Origin of the sequence: Streptomyces cynarae (genome assembly GCF_025642135.1) — a bacterium.
Classification (GTDB): domain Bacteria; phylum Actinomycetota; class Actinomycetes; order Streptomycetales; family Streptomycetaceae; genus Streptomyces; species Streptomyces cynarae.
Genome location: NZ_CP106793.1, coordinates 7,646,177 through 7,661,896 on the forward strand (window position 1 = coordinate 7,646,177; position 15,720 = coordinate 7,661,896).

General features: G+C 71.0%; 18 protein-coding genes, 1 tRNA gene and 1 riboswitch. Of the genes, 5 read left to right on the forward strand and 14 right to left on the reverse strand.

The features are described from left to right. Positions 1-5 precede the first annotated feature (5 nt). The 4 genes from N8I84_RS34455 to N8I84_RS34470 all read left to right on the forward strand — a co-directional run bounded on the left by N8I84_RS34455 (position 6) and on the right by N8I84_RS34470 (position 1,691). On the forward strand, positions 6-584 hold the full coding sequence (locus tag N8I84_RS34455; protein WP_263233390.1) for a helix-turn-helix domain-containing protein: 579 nt from the start codon (positions 6-8) through the stop codon (positions 582-584). Then, positions 581-1,111 carry a GNAT family N-acetyltransferase gene (locus N8I84_RS34460; protein WP_263233391.1) on the forward strand — a complete coding sequence of 177 codons (531 nt, stop codon included), beginning with the start codon at positions 581-583 and terminating at the stop codon, positions 1,109-1,111. The genes N8I84_RS34455 and N8I84_RS34460 overlap by 4 nt, the downstream gene beginning before the upstream one ends. 42 nt (positions 1,112-1,153) lie before the next feature. Next, positions 1,154-1,525, forward strand: coding sequence for an MmcQ/YjbR family DNA-binding protein (locus N8I84_RS34465; RefSeq protein ID WP_263233392.1), 372 nt, complete (start codon positions 1,154-1,156; stop codon positions 1,523-1,525). 92 nt (positions 1,526-1,617) lie between these two features. Next, positions 1,618-1,691, forward strand: a tRNA-Pro gene (locus N8I84_RS34470). A gap of 97 nt (positions 1,692-1,788) precedes the next feature. Here the strand turns inward: N8I84_RS34470 and N8I84_RS34475 are convergent. The 14 genes from N8I84_RS34475 to N8I84_RS34540 all read right to left on the reverse strand — a co-directional run bounded on the left by N8I84_RS34475 (position 1,789) and on the right by N8I84_RS34540 (position 14,267). Beyond that, positions 1,789-2,160, reverse strand: a complete 372-nt coding sequence (locus N8I84_RS34475) for a YybH family protein (protein ID WP_263233393.1) — start codon at positions 2,158-2,160, stop codon at positions 1,789-1,791. 47 nt (positions 2,161-2,207) lie between these two features. Beyond that, on the reverse strand, positions 2,208-2,507 hold the full coding sequence (locus N8I84_RS34480) for a muconolactone Delta-isomerase family protein (protein ID WP_263233394.1): 300 nt from the start codon (positions 2,505-2,507) through the stop codon (positions 2,208-2,210). A gap of 43 nt (positions 2,508-2,550) precedes the next feature. After that, positions 2,551-3,159 (reverse strand): NAD(P)H:quinone oxidoreductase, encoded by a 609-nt coding sequence (wrbA, locus tag N8I84_RS34485; protein ID WP_263233395.1) that lies wholly within the window; start codon positions 3,157-3,159, stop codon positions 2,551-2,553. Between the two features lie 173 nt (positions 3,160-3,332). Further along, on the reverse strand, positions 3,333-3,953 hold the full coding sequence (locus N8I84_RS34490) for a TetR/AcrR family transcriptional regulator (RefSeq protein ID WP_263233396.1): 621 nt from the start codon (positions 3,951-3,953) through the stop codon (positions 3,333-3,335). Between the two features lie 88 nt (positions 3,954-4,041). Beyond that, positions 4,042-5,439, reverse strand: coding sequence for a dihydrolipoyl dehydrogenase (gene lpdA / locus N8I84_RS34495; RefSeq protein WP_263233397.1), 1,398 nt, complete (start codon positions 5,437-5,439; stop codon positions 4,042-4,044). Positions 5,440-5,574: 135 nt separating this feature from the next. Continuing rightward, the gene (gene gndA / locus N8I84_RS34500; protein ID WP_263233398.1) at positions 5,575-7,017 is read right to left on the reverse strand and encodes an NADP-dependent phosphogluconate dehydrogenase; all 1,443 of its coding nucleotides are present in this window, start codon (positions 7,015-7,017) and stop codon (positions 5,575-5,577) included. Between the two features lie 159 nt (positions 7,018-7,176). After that, complete coding sequence (locus N8I84_RS34505; protein WP_263234978.1) at positions 7,177-8,433, reverse strand: arsenic transporter; 1,257 nt, start codon at positions 8,431-8,433, stop codon at positions 7,177-7,179. A gap of 111 nt (positions 8,434-8,544) precedes the next feature. Further along, positions 8,545-9,342, reverse strand: coding sequence for a bifunctional hydroxymethylpyrimidine kinase/phosphomethylpyrimidine kinase (gene thiD / locus N8I84_RS34510; protein WP_263233399.1), 798 nt, complete (start codon positions 9,340-9,342; stop codon positions 8,545-8,547). Continuing rightward, a complete protein-coding gene (locus tag N8I84_RS34515; protein ID WP_263233400.1) occupies positions 9,339-10,757 on the reverse strand; it encodes a purine-cytosine permease family protein in 1,419 nt (472 codons plus the stop codon). The genes thiD and N8I84_RS34515 overlap by 4 nt, the downstream gene beginning before the upstream one ends. Beyond that, a riboswitch (TPP riboswitch) is annotated at positions 10,749-10,843 on the reverse strand. (Overlaps the previous gene by 9 nt.) A 90-nt stretch (positions 10,844-10,933) precedes the next feature. Then, positions 10,934-12,265, reverse strand: coding sequence for a jacalin-like lectin (locus tag N8I84_RS34520; RefSeq protein WP_263233401.1), 1,332 nt, complete (start codon positions 12,263-12,265; stop codon positions 10,934-10,936). 219 nt (positions 12,266-12,484) lie between these two features. Beyond that, the gene (locus N8I84_RS34525; protein WP_263233402.1) at positions 12,485-13,141 is read right to left on the reverse strand and encodes an HhH-GDP family DNA glycosylase; all 657 of its coding nucleotides are present in this window, start codon (positions 13,139-13,141) and stop codon (positions 12,485-12,487) included. Between the two features lie 7 nt (positions 13,142-13,148). Continuing rightward, complete coding sequence (locus tag N8I84_RS34530; RefSeq protein ID WP_200420288.1) at positions 13,149-13,487, reverse strand: DUF3140 domain-containing protein; 339 nt, start codon at positions 13,485-13,487, stop codon at positions 13,149-13,151. Positions 13,488-13,530: 43 nt separating this feature from the next. After that, a complete protein-coding gene (locus N8I84_RS34535; RefSeq protein ID WP_263233403.1) occupies positions 13,531-14,013 on the reverse strand; it encodes a Dps family protein in 483 nt (160 codons plus the stop codon). After that, positions 14,010-14,267: a WhiB family transcriptional regulator gene (locus tag N8I84_RS34540; protein WP_263233404.1), complete on the reverse strand. Its 258-nt coding sequence runs from the start codon at positions 14,265-14,267 to the stop codon at positions 14,010-14,012. The genes N8I84_RS34535 and N8I84_RS34540 overlap by 4 nt, the downstream gene beginning before the upstream one ends. Positions 14,268-14,457: 190 nt before the next feature. Between N8I84_RS34540 and N8I84_RS34545 the strand changes: the two genes are divergently transcribed. Then, entirely contained in the window at positions 14,458-15,651 is a 1,194-nt protein-coding gene (locus N8I84_RS34545) for a thiolase family protein (protein ID WP_263233405.1), read from the forward strand. Positions 15,652-15,720: the final 69 nt, after the last annotated feature.

Here is a 15,720-nt window from a genome sequence, read left to right on the forward strand (position 1 = left end):
CGTTTATGGGAATGGGAAACGATCTCATCGACTCCGTCGACGCGAGGCTGGCGGCCCGTCTCGCCGCGCTACGGGCCGAACGCGGCTGGTCGCTGGACGAGCTGTCCGAGCGCAGCGGCATCAGCCGCTCGACCCTGTCCCGTGCCGAACGCGCCGAGACCAGCCCCACCGCCGCGCTGCTGAACCGGCTGTGCGCCGTCTACGGCCACACGATGTCCCGGCTGCTCAGTGAGGTGGAGGCGGAGCCCGCGCAGGTCGTCCGCGCCGCCGACCAGTTGGTGTGGCAGGACGCGGCGTCCGGCTTCGTGCGACGGTCCGTCTCCCCTCCGCACCCCGGACTGCGCGGCGAACTCGTCGAGGGACGGCTCACGGCGGGAGCCGACATCGCCTACGACCGGCCGCCCGTGCCAGGGCTCGAGCAGCACATCTGGGTCCTTGACGGAACGCTGCAGGTGACCGCACAGGACGTCGAACACCGCCTCGGCGCCGGCGACTGCCTGCGGATGCGGGTCTGGGGGCCGACGCGGTTCCGCTGTCCGGGACCGGACGATGTGCGATACACGCTGGTGGTGGTGCTCCCGTGACCGTGATCGACAGACTCGGCGGGGACGAGGTGCTGGCACGCTGCGAGGAACTGGCCGATCTGCTGACCGACACCGTGCACAACGGGGCGTCCATCGGCTTCCTCGCGCCGCTGGACCGGGCAGCGGCTGTTGCCTGGTGGAAGGCGCGGGCCGACGCCGTCCACGCGGGCGGCCTCGCGGTGTGGGCGGCGTGGGCGGGGGACCGGGTGACGGGCACGGTGAGCCTCGCCTTCGCGGACAAGGCGAACGGCCGCCACCGGGCCGAGCTGGTCAAACTCATGGTGCACCCCGAGGCCCGCGGCAAGGGCCTCGCGCGCAGGCTCCTGGCCACCGCGGAGCGGGCCGCCGCGGAGGCCGGGATCACCCTGCTCCACCTGGACACGGAGACCGGCAGCCCCGCCGAGTCGCTGTACCGCTCCGCGGGCTGGACCAGGGTCGGCTCGATACCGGACTTCGCGGCGACCCCGGCGGGCGTCCTGCACCCCACGACGATCTTCTACAAGCGGGTGGCGCCGCTCTCTCGTTGACCGGCCGCCCCATTGTCAGTGGAGTTGGCTACGGTGCGAGACATGCCGGACGCCGAAGACGTACGCCGTATCGCCCTCTCCCTGCCGGACAGCACGGAGAAGATCGCCTGGAGCATGCCCACGTTCCGGGTCGCGGGGAAGATGTTCGCCACCCTGCCCGAGGACGAGTCGTCCATGGCGGTGCGGTGCCCGAAGGAGGAGCGGGACGAACTGGTCCTGGCGGAGCCCGGGAAGTTCTGGGTCGCCGACCACGAGGCACAGTTCGCCTGGATCCGGGTGCGCCTCGCCGTCCTGGAGGACGAGAGCGAGCTGCATGACATCCTCGCCGACTCCTGGCGCCAGGCGGCACCGCCCCGCCTCCTCGACCTCCATCCTGACCTGGGTCTCCCGGCAGGGGAGAGGCGCCGCGAGTGAACGCCGGATAAAGGGATGCGCGACCACGGCCCCGAGTGCGGTATTGTTTCTGTGCACGTTGGGCCAGGGGAAACCCCAGGTCAGACGGGCAACGGGACGTGGCGCAGCTTGGTAGCGCACTTGACTGGGGGTCAAGGGGTCGCAGGTTCAAATCCTGTCGTCCCGACTTGCGAAACAGCGGGTCGGAGGCCGTATCGGAGGATACCGATACGGCCTCCGGCTCATTTCCGGGGAAGGCGGCGGTCGGCTGCTTCGCCGTCCCCTCAGTCGAGCTTGGTCACCTGATAGTGGCTGATGGACCAGCCGTCGGCGGTTCGCCTGATCAGCACGCTGAGAGTGACCTTGATCGTCGGGCGGTCGGTGAAGGAGAAGTCGACGCCCAGGTATCCGAGCACGACATCCTCGGCGACCTGCCTTGTTTCCAGAACGCTGTACTCCGCCGTCAGTCCGATCGGCTGGGAGTCGTAGTACTCGGCCACCGCTCGACGGCCGACACCGTAAGGGTGAAGTCCCTGGAAGATGGCGTCTTCGGTGAAGTACGAGGCGATCCGCTGCGGTTCGTGAGCATCGACGCCCGACTTCCATCGGTCCATGACGCCACGCAGGATCTCTTCATGCTCTGCCGTGCTGCTCATCAGGATTGTCCTCTCGCGCTCTTTCGTGGGTGGGGGGCAGAGCTGGTTCAGGCGGCGCCCGGCCTGCCGGGGTCGTTGGGGTGTGGCTGTACGGCGGTGACCTGCGCGGTCATCCAGGGCCACAGGGGCAGTGTGCCGATGACCTTCTCACGGAGCTCGTCCTCGTCGGCGGCGCGCCACAGTCCGATGCTGCGCAGTTCGCCCACCGGGCGCCACAGCCGGACCAGGTGGCCGGCGGTGGCGAGCTCCTTGGCCCGGACGGCTTCGGCGGCGCGACGCCGGTCGACCTCGGCGGGTTCGGTGCCCTCGGGGACAGTGGTGGTGAGCTCCACAAGGAACTCCTTCATGGCGTTTCCCTTCTGTACGGTTTCGTCTCGCGCCGTTGGCTCGTCAGGCGGCCTTGACCTGTGCGGCGATCTGTACGACGCGTTCGGCCTGTATGCGGGCGGCGGTGCGGGTGGTGTCGTCGACGGGGTTGCTGCCCTGGCCGTCCGCGTGGGAGGTGCCGTAGGGGTTGCCGTCGATGAACTTGGCCGGATCGGTGAAGCCGGGGGTGACGATGATGCCGCCGAAGTGGTGGACGGAGTTGTACAGGGCGAGGAGCGTCGACTCGTGGCCGGCGTGGGCGGTCGCGGTGGAGACGAAGCCGCTGTAGACCTTGTCGGCGAGCCTGCCCTGCGCCCAGAGGCCCCCGAGGGTGTCGATGAACTGCTTGAGCTGTGAGGAGACGTTGCCGAAGCGGGTGGGGGTGCCGAAGACGACGGCGTCGGCCCAATCGATGTCGTCGGGGGTGGCCTCGGGGATGTCCGCGGTGGCGGTGTGGTTGGCGGCCCAGGCGGGGTTGGAGTCGATGGCGCTTCGGGGAGCCAGTTCCGCGGCCTTCAGCAGGCGGACTTCGGCGCCGGCCTTGATGGCGGCGTCGTGGAGTTCCTTCGCGATCTCGGCGATCGTGCCGGTGCACGAGTAGTAGACGATCGCGAGCTTGACGGGGGTGGCCATAACAGCGGATTCCGTTCGTAAGGGGAGCGTGCGGCAAGAAAATAGCCGACCGGTCGTCTAAACTAGGCGACCGGTCGGCTATAAGTCAAAGTCGGAGCCGTGTTCCGCCTCACCAGGCGCCCGGGCTCGCTCCCCCGGTTGGGCCAGGCTCGGTCCCCGGCCCGGGACGCGCGTCACACAGCGACCCGCGGCTCCTCGGATGCCCGAGCACCCAGCAGGGCCAGGCAGTTCAGCCACAGGGCGCTGAGCTGGGACGTGTTGTTGTAGAGCTTGGCGAACAGCACCTGGCCCTCGAGTTGCGCGACAACCGAGCGGGCGGCTTCGTGGGTGTCGGCGACGGTGACCTCTCCGCGGGCGAGAGCCTCGGAGATGACGTCCTCCACCAGGGCGACCTGTGCCTCGAAGATCTGCTGCAGACGCTCCCGTATCGCCTCGGTCTGGTTGCTCAGCTCCAGGGTGAGGTTGCCGAACATGCACCCCGAGACGGAACCGCAACTGGCCTGACCGGCACGCTGAGCGGCTTCGGTCTCCTCGAACAGCTGCCGGAGCCGCTCCAGGGGCTCCGCCTCACTGCGCAGGACGCGGACCCAGTCACGCTGCTGGACGGCCCAATGTTCATCGAGGACGGCCAGTGCCAGAGCCTCTTTGGACTCGAAGAAGTAGTAGAAGCTGCCCTTGGGCACCCCGGCCGTCTTGCAGATCTCGGCCACGCCCAATGCCGAATACCCCCGCAGTTCGAGGAGCGACTGCGCAGCTGTGAGGATCTTCTCCTTGGCGTCACTGGTGCGTCCCATACCACGAAGTATACGACCACCCGCCTACTAGCCGGCCTGGACGAGAAAGACCATGCCAGACGCCTGGAGTCGGTCGCGGGCTGCGCCCTCACAGGTTGATCATGTGCCCGGCCAGACCGTGCAACGCGTCCTGGACGGCCTCGCTCAGCGTGGGATGCGCATGCACGTTCCGCACGAGCTCGGTCACAGTCAGGTCCCACTTCTGCGCGAGCGTCAGTTCCGGGAGCAGTTCCGTGACGTCCGGCCCGATCAGGTGGCCCCCGAGGAGTTCGCCGTGGCGGGCATCGCTGATGAGTTTCACGAAGCCGGCCGTTTCGCCGAATCCGTGCGCCTTGGCGTTCGCGGTGAAGGGGAACTTCGCGACGCGGACGTCGAACCCCTCCTTCCTGGCCTCCGCCTCGGTCCAGCCGAAGCTCGCGATCTGGGGCCGGCAGAAGGTGGCGCGGGGAATCATGCGGTAGTCGAGTTCCATCGTCTCGGCGCCCGCGATGGTCTCCGCGGCGATGACGCCCATGGCCTCCGCCGTGTGCGCGAGCATCAGTTTCGCCGTCACGTCCCCGATGGCGAAGATGTGCGACTGGCTGGTGCGGCACCGGCCGTCGACGTCGATCGCGCCGCGATCCGTGAGCCGGACGCCCGCGTTCGCCAGCCCGTATCCGGCCGTACGGGGCTGAAAGCCCGTGGCCTGGAGCACCTTCTCCGCTTCCAGTGTCTTTTCCTGCCCGGCCTGCGAGACGACGACGCGGACGCCGTCCGCGGTCTCCTCCATGGACTCCACGCGGGTGGAGGTCATGACCGTGATTCCCTGCCGGCGGAACTGCCGGGCGAGCTCCGCCGAGACCTCCTCGTCCTCCAGGGGAGCGACCCGGTCGAGGAACTCGACCAGCGTGACCTGGACGCCGTAGGCCCGCAGCAGGTAGGCGAACTCCACCCCGATGGCACCGGCGCCCGCGATGACGATGCTGGCCGGGAGGCTGTCGGAGAGGATCTGCTCCTCGTAGGTCACGATGCGTTTGCCGAGACGGGTGCCCGGCAGCAGCTTCACGGTCGAGCCGGTGGCGATGATGCAGTGGGCGAAGGTGAGGGTGGCCTCTTCACCGGACATCCGGACGTTCATCGTGTGCGGGTCGATGAACGACCCCTGGCCCTCGAACTGCGCGATGCCGTTCTTGCGCATGAGGTAGCCGACGCCTTTGGCCCGCCCGTCGGCCACCTTGCGGCTCCTGAGGTACGCCGCCCGGTAGTCGAGGCCGACCTGCCCGTCGAACTTCAGGCCGTAGGTGTCCGCTTCGTGGACGACGAGGTGCGCCAGTTCCGCGTTCCTCAACAGCGCCTTCGCAGGGATGCACCCGATGTTCAGGCAGATGCCGCCCCAGAACCGGCCTTCGACGACGGCGGTCCTCAGACCGAGTTGGGCGGCGCGAACGGCTGCCACATAACCGCCGGGACCCGCCCCCAGGACCACGACATCGAACTCTGCGTTCATGAATCGACCTTACCGTCGACATGTTTTCGCCCGCTTGATCGCAACAGCCTCGCCCGGCCCGGGCCGGGCCCGCCGGTTCGGCATGTCGGTGTCCGGGGCGGGCTCCCGCTGGGGGAGCCCGGTGGTGCGCCGGTCTCAGATGACCTCCGTCTCCGTGCGGCCCGGCGTGCCCCAGAGGGTGTGGTAACTGCCCTCGCGGTCGACGCGACGGTAGGTGTGGGCGCCGAAGTAGTCGCGCTGCCCCTGGGTGAGCGCGGCCGGCAGACGGTCGGCGCGCAGGGAGTCGTAGTACGACAGCGCGGCGGAGAACGCGGGCACCGGCACCCCCCGACGGGCCGCGGTGGCGATCACCTCGCGCCACGGCACCTGCGCCTCGGCGATCTCCGAGGCGAAACCCGCGTCCGACAGCAGGCTGACCAGGCGCGGATCGGCCGCGTAGGCGGCACGTATGCGGTCCAGGAAGGCGGCGCGGACGATGCAGCCGCCGCGCCAGATCTTGGCGACGGCTCCCAGGTCGATCTTCCAGCCGAACTCCTTGGCCGCGTCCAGGATCATCTTCCAGCCCTGGTCGTAGGCGATCAGCTTGGAGGCGTACAGGGCCTGCTCCACCTGCGCGGTGAACCGCTCGGCCTCGTACGGGGTCAGGTCCCAGTTCGTGCCGCCGGGCAGTCCCCGGTACGCCGCGCGCAGCGCGGACTGGCCGGAGGCGGCGCGGGCGAAGGTGGCCTGGGCGATCGCGGTCACCGGGGAGCCCAGCTCCAGCGCGGTCTGCACGGTCCAGCGCCCGGTGCCCTTCTGCCCGGCCGCATCGGCGACGACGTCCACGAACGGTCTGCCGGTCGCCGCGTCCACATGGGACAGCACCTCCGCCGTGATCTCGATCAGATACGAGTCCAGGCGCCCCTTGTTCCACTGACGGAAGATCTCCGCGATCGTGGCGGGAGAGAAGCCGGCCACCTGGCGCAGCAGGTCGTAAGCCTCGCCGATCAGCTGCATGTCGGCGTACTCGATGCCGTTGTGGACCATCTTCACGAAGTGCCCGGCGCCGTCGGTGCCGACATGGGTCGCGCACGGTTCGCCGTCCACCTTGGCGCTGATCTTCTCGAGCATCGGGCCGAGCGCGGCGTACGACTCCGGTGAGCCGCCGGGCATGATGCTCGGCCCGTTGAGCGCACCCTCCTCGCCGCCGGAGACACCCACGCCGACGAAGTGGATGCCGCGCTCGCGCAGCGCCCGCTCACGCCGCCGGGTGTCGGCGAAGTGCGCGTTGCCACCGTCGATGATCATGTCGCCGGGCTCCAGGAGCGGGGCGAACTCCTCGATCACGGCATCGGTCGCCGCCCCCGCCTGCACCATGATCATCAGAAGGCGGGGGCGCTCCAGCGCCGCCACGAACTCCTCGGCCGTCTCGGCGGCCACGAACGTGCCCTCGTGCCCGAAGTCCTCGATCAGGGCCTTCGTTCTGGCCGGGGTGCGGTTGTGCACGGCGACGGTGTACCCGTTGCGCGCGAAGTTCCGGGCCAGGTTGCGGCCCATCACCGCGAGCCCGGTGACGCCGATCTGCGCGGTCGCCTGCATGCTGTGCTCCTTGGGTCCGGATCCGTCGCGCACGCCTGTCGGGCGGGCGCGACGGATGTCGCTCGGTGCGGCTCGTACCGCTGTACCGATCAGTTACGGACGGCGGGGCGGGAGTTGCTCACCGCCGGGGAGGCGAAGCGTGCGGGACCCGGTGCGGGGTCAGGTCCCGACGACGTGGAGGGACGCCCACAGCGCCACCACCGCGCCCGCCAGCGCGGTCGGCACGGCGATCGCGCCGAGGCGCGTGAACTCCTTGAGGTCGACGCCGTGGTCGTGCTGGTGGACGATCCGGCGCCACAGCAGCGTGGCCAGCGAACCGGCGTAGGTGAGGTTGGGGCCGATGTTCACGCCGAGCAGGACGGCCAGCACCGCTCCGGGACCGGACGGGGCGGCCAGCGGCAGCAGCACCAGCACCGCAGGCAGATTGTTGATCAGGTTGGCCAGCACGGCCGCCAGGGCCGCGACCCCGAGCAGCGCGGGCAGGCCGGTGCCACCGGGGATCACCTGGCCGAGAGCGCTCGCGAGGCCGTTGTCGACGACCGCGCGCACCACGACGCCCAGCGCCAGGACGAACGCCAGGAAGGACGGCGCCGCCGCGCGCACCACGGTCAGCGGGGTGGCCCGGCGCCGGAGGAGTCCGCGCACGGCCAGCACCAGCGCCCCGGCCGCCGCCGACCACGCCGGGTCGATGCCGAACGCGGAGGCCACCACGAACCCCGCCAGCGTGCACGCGACCGTCACCAGAGCGAACAGCGGCAGCCTCGGCGGCTCGCCGTGGTCCTCGTCGGTGGCTCCCGCCCCCAGGTCGTGGCGGAAGAAACGCCGGAAGACCGCGTACTCGGCGGCCACCGCCACCAGCCACGGCAGAACCATCAGCGCGGCGAAACGGGTGAAGCTCAGCCCGGCCGCACCGAACGCGAGCAGGTTGGTGAGATTGGAGACCGGAAGCAGCAGCGAGGCCGTGTTCGACAGATGGGTGCAGGCGTACAGATGCGGCTTCGGGCGGGCGCCCATGCGGGCCGCGGTGGCGAACGCGACGGGCGTGAGCAGCACGACGGTGGCGTCCAGGCTGAGCACCGCGGTGATCAGCGAGGCGAGGGCGAACACGGCGGTCAGCAGCCGTCCGGGACGGCCCGCCGCCCAGCTGGCCATCCACGCGCCGCAGGCCTGGAACAGCCCCTCGACGTCACAGAAGTGGGCCAGCACCAGCACGGCCGCCAGGAAGCCGACCACCGGGCCCAGGCGCTCGGCCTCGGCCCGTGCGTGGTCCAGGGAGATGGCGCCGGTCAGGAGGGCGATCCCGGCGGCCGGAACCGCCCAGACCGCCTCGGGCAGTCTGAAGGGACGCACCACCGCGCCGGCCAGGACGGCGACGAGGAGGACGACGGAGAGAGCCTCGGCGAGCGGGGTGTTCAGGGTTCGGTCCTTCCGCGCAAGGATCGGCGGTGCCCGTCCATCACATCAGATCCGCCTGTGACGCCGTGACCCGAGGCACCCCCACGAAGGCGGGCTCCTCCCCGGCCACCGTCACGTGCGCGCACGCAGCCTCCAGCCGTGGTCCACCGGTCCGATGCCGGCGCCGAGCGCGAAGCCCGCCGCGATCGCCTCCGTGACGTACTCCTTGGCCTGCCGCACCGCATCCGGCACCGTGAGGCCCTGTGCGAGACCGACCGCGACGGCCGAGGCGAGGGTGCAGCCCGTGCCGTGGGTGTGGCGGTTGTCGTGGCGCGGAGCGCGCAGCCAGTGCTCCTGCCGGCCGTCGGTGAGCAGGTCGGTGGCCTCCCCGGGAAGATGCCCGCCCTTCACGAGCACCCACCGGGGCCCGTACGACAGCAGGCGGTCGGCCGCGCGGCGCATGCCCGTCTCGTCGGTCACCGTGATGCCGGTCAGCTCCGCGACCTCGTCCAGGTTCGGCGTGGTCACCGTGGCGAGCGGCAGCAGCCTGGTCCGTACGGCGTCCAGGGCGTCGTCGGCGAGCAGCCGGTCGCCGTGCTTGGAGACGCTCACCGGGTCCACGACGACCGGTGCCGGCACGTCCGTGAGCAGGTCGGCCACCGCTTGGACCAGCGCCGGGGAGGCGAGCATGCCCGTCTTGACCGCCTGTACGCCGATGTCGTCGACGACGCTGCGGTACTGGGCGCGCACCGCCTCGACGGGCAGCTCCCACGCCCCCTGCACTCCCACGGAGTTCTGCGCCGTGACCGCGGTGATCACGCTCATCCCGTGGGCGCCGAGCGCCAGCATGGTCTTCAGGTCGGCCTGGATCCCGGCGCCGCCGCCGGAGTCGGAGCCGGCGATGGTCAGGACACGGGGCGGCGCGGTCATGCGCGGCCCTCCTCTCGGACGCGCACGCGACTCTCCTCGCGGACGCGCAGCGGGGCGTAGAGCGCGAGAGCGACCAGGAACGCCACGTAGTACGAGACGTCAGCGCCGTGCAGCGCGTGGGCGGCCGGGCCCACGTACAGGCCGGTGTCCATGAACGGCACCGCCGCGGCGAAGGCGCCGACGAACGCCAGCAGCGGCGGCCGGACGGAGCGCGGCAGGGCGGTCCCGGCGGCGAGGTCGACAGCGGTGCCGCGCCGTGCGAGCCAGTCGACGACCACGATCGCCACGAACCCGGGGATCCAGTAGCTCACGAACAGCAGCACGTTCTGGAAGCGGGCCGTGGTGTTCGCCGCGTGCATCCACAGCACCAGCGGGAAGCCCAGCACCACCGCGAGGGCGGCGGCCAGCGGACGCGGCAGGCGCACCCCGACGGTCTGCAACGCCAAGGAGCCGCTGTAGTCGTTCATCGCGTTGCTGGCGAGCGCCGCCAGCGCCACGGCCAGCAGCCCGAAGGCACCGGCCGCACCCCCGCCCAGCACATGGTCCACGCCCGCGGCCGTCTGGTCGGTCAGCACCGAGGCGCCCCACAGCCCGAGGACCTGCACGGCCACGAAGGACACCACGAGCCCGAGCAGCGTGCACCAGAACATCCGGGACCGTGCGGTGCCGCGCGGCAGATAGCGGCTGAAGTCGCTGGCGTACGGCGCCCAGGACAGCGACAGGCTGAGCGCGATGGTGCTGGTCAGCACGAAGGCGCCCACGCGGTCGGCGCCGTGCGCGGTGCCCGTCCAGGCGGGGTGCACGCTGCCCGCCATGCGCAGGGCGATCAGTGCGAAGGCGGCCGCCAGCACGAACGTCATGACGAGCTGCAACCGGTGGATCGCCTCGTAGCCGAGGACCCCGAGGGCTCCTTGGGCGAGCATCACCACCAGGACGCCCAGCCAGAACGGCCAGCCGGCGAGCCGGGCCAGCGCATCGCCGCCGAACAGCCCGATCAGCGCGTCCCAGGCGATCGAGGACAGCCACTGCAGCACCCCGGGCAGCACCACCGCGCGCCCGAACGCCAGCCGGGCCAGCGGCAGCTGGCCGGCTCCGGTGCGGCTGCCCCAGGTGCTCATATAGGCGGTGGGCACCGCGCCCAGCACCGTGCCGAGGACGACGGCGGCGAGCGCGGTGGTGAAGTCCAGGCCGAGCGCGATGCCGATGGTCCCGGTGAACACGCCGGTCATGGTCAGATTGGGGGCGAACCACACGGTGAACAGCCGGCCCGCCCCGCCGTAACGATTCGTCTCGGGGACCGGCTCGATGCCGTGGCCCTCGACCCTGAGGTCGCCGGGAGCGGCGGGCATCCGCCCGTCGAAGACGGTTCTCCGGCCGCCCGTGGGCAGCCCGCCCGAGACATGCGCCGATGGCATGAAAGACATCCCTCCGCCAGTACGAACTGGTTCAGGTTCGACGGGTGTGATCTCAGCCCGCAGTTGGGGCACCCCGTGTCCGGTACGGCGGCAAGACTAACCCGAGGACGGGTGTCAGCCATACGTGAGGGCCGCTGCCGGGTCGGTCAGCGGCCCTCGATGTCTCGTCGTGGCGCTCAGCGCCGGGTGTAGATGAAGCCGAGCTTGTCGACCTCGTCACCGGAGCGCCCGTGGAACCCTGCGATCTGCCAGCCGGCGGGCGCCGTACGGGTCACGCAGTCGGACGTCGTGGTACCACCCGCCAGGCTGCGGCCGAGGTTGGTCGTGAACTTCGCGGAGAAGATCCTCGTGCGGCCGTCGTACTGGCCCTCGCAGAGCTGCGCGCCCGTCACGTACTCGTCGCTGCCCAGCGTCAGCGAGGACGCGGTACCGCCCGTGCCGCCGTGGGCGAGCGTGGTGCCGCCCGTCAGCGTCACGCCGACCTGGTCGACACGGGAGCCGCTGCGCAGCGAGATGCCGGTCGCCCGGGCGCCTGCCGGGACGCTGTCGATGTCGTCGTAGTAGTCGCCGTGCGGCCCGCCGAACTGGTCGCTGAGCTGGAAGGCGGAGTTGCGCGCCCAGCTGAACGTCGCGGTGATCGGGTCGTGGTCGGAGAGCATCTTGCCGTCGTCCGTGAGGAACCCGGTGTGCTCGTTGTTGTACGCGGTGGCGCCCAGTGAGACCAGTCTGCTGCCCCGGTAGAGGATCTTGTCGACGACCTCGCAGCTGTTGGTGACCGCGTTCTCGTCGCAGAGCAGCGGGTCGCTGCCCTTGGCGGGTGGGGTGCCGCCGCGCACCAGCTTGACCCAGGCGTCGGTGAGGCCGTTCGCAGCGGCGAACTCGGCGATCGTGTCACCCGAGCGCGTGTAGCGGGTGTTGGTGTCGCCCATGACGACGACCGCGTTGCCCGCGGAGTGGGTCTTGATGAAGTCCGTCAGCTGGTTGAGGTTGTCCGCCCGTGAGGCCAGATCGCCGTCGTTCGTCCCGGCGTTGGTGTGCAGGTTGTAGAAGTCGACGTAGACGCCCTCGGCCAGGCGCTCCCGCATGAACGTGAAGCCCTTGGGGGTGAGGCAGTCGCCCGAGTCGTACTGGCACGAGTTCCAGTGGACGCGCTCGAAGTCGTCGGTGTCGTACGGGACTGCGGACAGCGTGTTGAGTCCGCTGCCGACGCCGGCGCCGCCGCTGGTGGGCGTGCGGTACGGGTGGGAGTCGGAGGCGTACAGGTACGCGTGGTAGTTGAAGTCCTCCTGGACCTGGACGATGTCGTACGGGCCGAGGCGTGAGCCGATCGTCGTGGTGCTCGACTGGCGCGGTGTCGGGGCGCTGGAGATGCCCTCGGGGAGACCGGCGACGTTGTAGCTGAGCACGCGGAACGTGCCCGAGTCGGCCGCCGCGGCAGTGGGCGCGGTGACCGTGAGACCGCCGAGCGCGGCGGCGGCCACCGCGAGGGTGGCGAGGAGTCTGCGCATGGGGAACGGCTCCTGGGGGGTGACGGGAGGGAGTGTTGCGCGCATGTCAAAACGTAGCGGGCGGGTGTGCGGGAGAATGCGCTTTCTCCGCTTCCGGTGAAGATTTCACCTGCCGGTCGTCGCGGTGTCGGCGACGCCGAGGCACCGGTGTCCGGTGCGGGAAGGTCCGCGGCGGGCACTGCCGGGGCGGCGCCCACCGGGCGCCCCCCGACTCCGCCCTCAGGCCGCGTGCTCCCGCACCTCTTCCGCCAGCTTCTTGTCGAGTGCGGCGCGCACCAACGCCGCTGCCAGCACCGCCGGTTCGGTGTCCTTCGCCAGCTCCAGCAGCTTCTCCGGGTCCTTCGGCAGCCCCAGACGCTCCGCACCCGACAGTGCCTTCGCGTCCAGGTAGGGGGCCACCTCCGGCCATACGCGCTGCACCTCGCGCAGGAAGATGTCCGCGCCGGCCGGTCCGATCCCCGGTACCTCCTGCAACAGTCGGCGCAGGGCGGAGACGTCGCCGTCGGCCTCTTTCCGCAGCCGTCGCAGGTCTCCGCCCCAACGCTCCGTCAGCAACTCGGCACCGTCGCCCAGTTGGGTCGCCGTCCGCTCGTCGTATCGCCGGTAGCCGCCCCGCCCCAGCGCGTCGACCCGCTCCTGCCAGTCCGCCTGCGCCATGTGGCGCGGGTCCTTCAGGCCCGCCTCCTGAAGCGCCCGCACCGTGGCCAGGGCGATCGAGGAGCGGATGCGGGCGCTGAGCAGCAGGGCCATCAACAGCAGCCGGTACAGCGGCTGCGGGGCGTCCTTGAGCCGGATCCCCGCGTCCTCCGCGTAGGTCTGCCCGTGCTCGCCGACGAGTTCCCGGATCACCTCGGCGGCTCTGTCGTCCCGGCCCATGGCGGCCTCACCGTGACGCCTTGAGCGGGTCGTGCCCCAGCGTCATGAGCCGGTGGCGCCGGTGCTCGTCCTCGGCCTCCGGCTCGTTCTCCACGTCCACCTCGGAGGTGACCGTGTCCACCACCTTGCGCATCACCCGGACGTCGTCGTCGGTGAGATCGGTGCGCCGCTTCTGAAGAATCGACAGGACATGCCGCCCGGTGGGCGTGCCCGCCTCCTCCGGCAGTGGCTCGCTCTCCTCGTCGGCGTCCCGGACCCGCAGCCAGGCCGCCAGTTCCTGGGAGGTCATGTTCACCACCCGGTGGAAGTCCTCCCACAGCGCGTCCATCTCCAGGGCGTCCGTCATGGCGTACTCCTCTCCACCCTCGATGGTCGGGTTCCGCTCGGTCTCACTCCTCGCGCGGCCAGTTCTCGGCCTCGAACATCCAGCGCTGCTTCTCCAGCTCCGCGGTGATCCCGATCAGCAGGTCCTGGGTGACGGGATCCGCCTCCGCGGTGGCGTCGATCCGCTTGCGCAGCCGCCCGATCGCCGCTTCCAGCGACTCCACCATCAGGCCCACGACCTCGGTGTCCCGCAGCCAGCCCTCCTTCGTGCCGGGCAGGCCGTAGGCGGACGCGATGGTCTCCGGTCGGCCGTCCGGCGGCACGCCGAGCGCGGACGCACGCTCGGCCACCGTGTCGGCGTACGAGCGCGCCGTGCCGACCACCTCGTCGAGCTGGAGGTGGATCGAACGGAACCTGGGTCCGACGATGTTCCAGTGGGCCTGCTTCCCGACCAGGGACAGCCCGAGCAGATCCACCAGGGTCTCCTGCAGGGCCTCCCCGGTGACCCGGCGTGCGGGTTCGGGCAGCGTGCTGTGCACCACGGTCATCGCGCGCTTCTCCTTGTCGGTCGGTCTCTTGTGGCACGGAGCAGTTCGGCGCGCTCCTGTTCGCCGGTGCCGCCCCACACGCCCGCCGTCTGCCCGCTGCCCAACGCCCAGTCCAGGCACTCGCCCAGGACGGGGCAGCGGCGGCAGACGCGCTTGGCGGCGGCGGTCTCCTCGACGGCGGGTCCCGCCGTCCCGACGGGGAAGAACAGCTCGGGGTCCTCACCCACGCACGCCGCTTGCCGCAACCACTCCATGCGCGCCCGGGTCCCCAGGACCGATCAGGTGAAACCCGGCGGGAGCGCAGTCCCTTCCGCTGCACCAGCAGTCCCTTCCCCTGCACCACCGGTGAGCTTCCCGGCGACCGCCCGGCGGTCTATAGTTCGAAACTAGCGGTGCTAATTAACTGGCTCCGCTCCATCGCCGAGGCCGGTCAGGAGTCCCGTCGTGCGTACCGTCCACTTCGCGGCAGCCCGCCGCACCCCCATCGGCAGGCTGCGCGGCGCACTGTCCACCGTGCGGCCCGACGACCTCGCGGCCACCGTGATCCGCGGCCTGGTCGCGGACGTGCCCGCGCTCGACCCCGCCCGCGTCGACGACGTCTACTGGGGCGCCGCCAACCAGGCCGGCGAGGACAACCGCAACGTCGCCCGCATGGCCGCCCTCCTCGCCGGCCTGCCCGAGTCCGTCCCGGGAGCCACGGTCAACCGGCTGTGCGCCTCCGGCCTGGAGGCGGTGACGACGGCCGCCCGCGCCATCGCCGCGGGCGAGGCCGACATCGTGGTCGCAGGTGGCTCGGAATCCATGAGCCGCGCCCCCTTCGTACTGCCCCGCCCCGACGAGGCGCTGCCCCAGCGCATCGAGACCGCCGACACCCGCCTCGGCTGGCGGCTGGTCAACCCGGCGATGAAGGACCTGCACGGCCTGCTCTCCATGGGGGAGACCGCCGAGGAGGTCGCCGTGCGGTACGGCGTCCCGCGCGAACGCCAGGACCACTTCGCGCTGCGCAGCCACCGGCGGGCGGCCGAGGCCCGCAAGAACGGGCTCTTCGACGCCGAACTCCTGCCCGTGACCCGACCCGACGGTGTCGTCGTCACCGCCGACGAAGGCGTCCGCGAGGACACGTCGTACGAGAAACTCGCCCGCCTCAGGCCGGTGTTCCGCGAGGGCGGCACCGTCACCGCGGGCAACGCCTCGCCCATGAACGACGGCGCCGCCGGCCTCCTCCTCGTCAGCGAGGAGGTCCTCGACGAGCTGGGTCTCGACTCCCTGGGCCGGTACGTGGCCGGGGCCTCGGCCGGCGTGCACCCGGACGTCATGGGCATCGGCCCCGTCCCCGCCACCGAGAAGGCCCTGGCGCGGGTGGGCTGGACGATCGGCGACGTCCAGGAGGCCGAGCTCAACGAGGCGTTCGCCGCCCAGGCCCTCGCCTGCGCCGACCGGCTCGGCCTCGACCCGGAGCTGGTCAACCCGACCGGCGGCGCCATCGCCCTCGGGCACCCGCTCGGCTGCTCGGGCGCCCGCATCCTGACCACCCTCCTGCACCGTATGCGCCGCACCGGCGCCGCCCGAGGGCTCGCGACCATGTGCGTGGGCGTGGGGCAGGGCAGCACGGTGCTCGTCGAGCGTCCGCCCGTGTAGGAGAAGCAGGGCGCGGGGCAGGGTTGTTCAGGGCGCCGCCTCACCGGAGGCCCATCTGGCGAGACGCCC

Coding starts and splice junctions, on each gene's coding strand:
- gndA (WP_263233398.1), bottom strand. CDS start 7,017: ATGCAGGCGACCGCGCAGATCGGCGTCACCGGGCTCGCGGTGATGGGC.
- lpdA (WP_263233397.1), bottom strand. CDS start 5,439: ATGAACGCAGAGTTCGATGTCGTGGTCCTGGGGGCGGGTCCCGGCGGT.
- thiD (WP_263233399.1), bottom strand. CDS start 9,342: ATGACCGCGCCGCCCCGTGTCCTGACCATCGCCGGCTCCGACTCCGGC.
- N8I84_RS34455 (WP_263233390.1), top strand. CDS start 6: ATGGGAATGGGAAACGATCTCATCGACTCCGTCGACGCGAGGCTGGCG.
- N8I84_RS34480 (WP_263233394.1), bottom strand. CDS start 2,507: ATGAAGGAGTTCCTTGTGGAGCTCACCACCACTGTCCCCGAGGGCACC.
- N8I84_RS34530 (WP_200420288.1), bottom strand. CDS start 13,487: ATGACGGACGCCCTGGAGATGGACGCGCTGTGGGAGGACTTCCACCGG.
- N8I84_RS34535 (WP_263233403.1), bottom strand. CDS start 14,013: ATGACCGTGGTGCACAGCACGCTGCCCGAACCCGCACGCCGGGTCACC.
- N8I84_RS34475 (WP_263233393.1), bottom strand. CDS start 2,160: ATGAGCAGCACGGCAGAGCATGAAGAGATCCTGCGTGGCGTCATGGAC.
- N8I84_RS34525 (WP_263233402.1), bottom strand. CDS start 13,141: ATGGGCCGGGACGACAGAGCCGCCGAGGTGATCCGGGAACTCGTCGGC.
- N8I84_RS34465 (WP_263233392.1), top strand. CDS start 1,154: ATGCCGGACGCCGAAGACGTACGCCGTATCGCCCTCTCCCTGCCGGAC.
- N8I84_RS34540 (WP_263233404.1), bottom strand. CDS start 14,267: ATGGAGTGGTTGCGGCAAGCGGCGTGCGTGGGTGAGGACCCCGAGCTG.
- N8I84_RS34515 (WP_263233400.1), bottom strand. CDS start 10,757: ATGCCATCGGCGCATGTCTCGGGCGGGCTGCCCACGGGCGGCCGGAGA.
- wrbA (WP_263233395.1), bottom strand. CDS start 3,159: ATGGCCACCCCCGTCAAGCTCGCGATCGTCTACTACTCGTGCACCGGC.
- N8I84_RS34490 (WP_263233396.1), bottom strand. CDS start 3,953: ATGGGACGCACCAGTGACGCCAAGGAGAAGATCCTCACAGCTGCGCAG.
- N8I84_RS34520 (WP_263233401.1), bottom strand. CDS start 12,265: ATGCGCAGACTCCTCGCCACCCTCGCGGTGGCCGCCGCCGCGCTCGGC.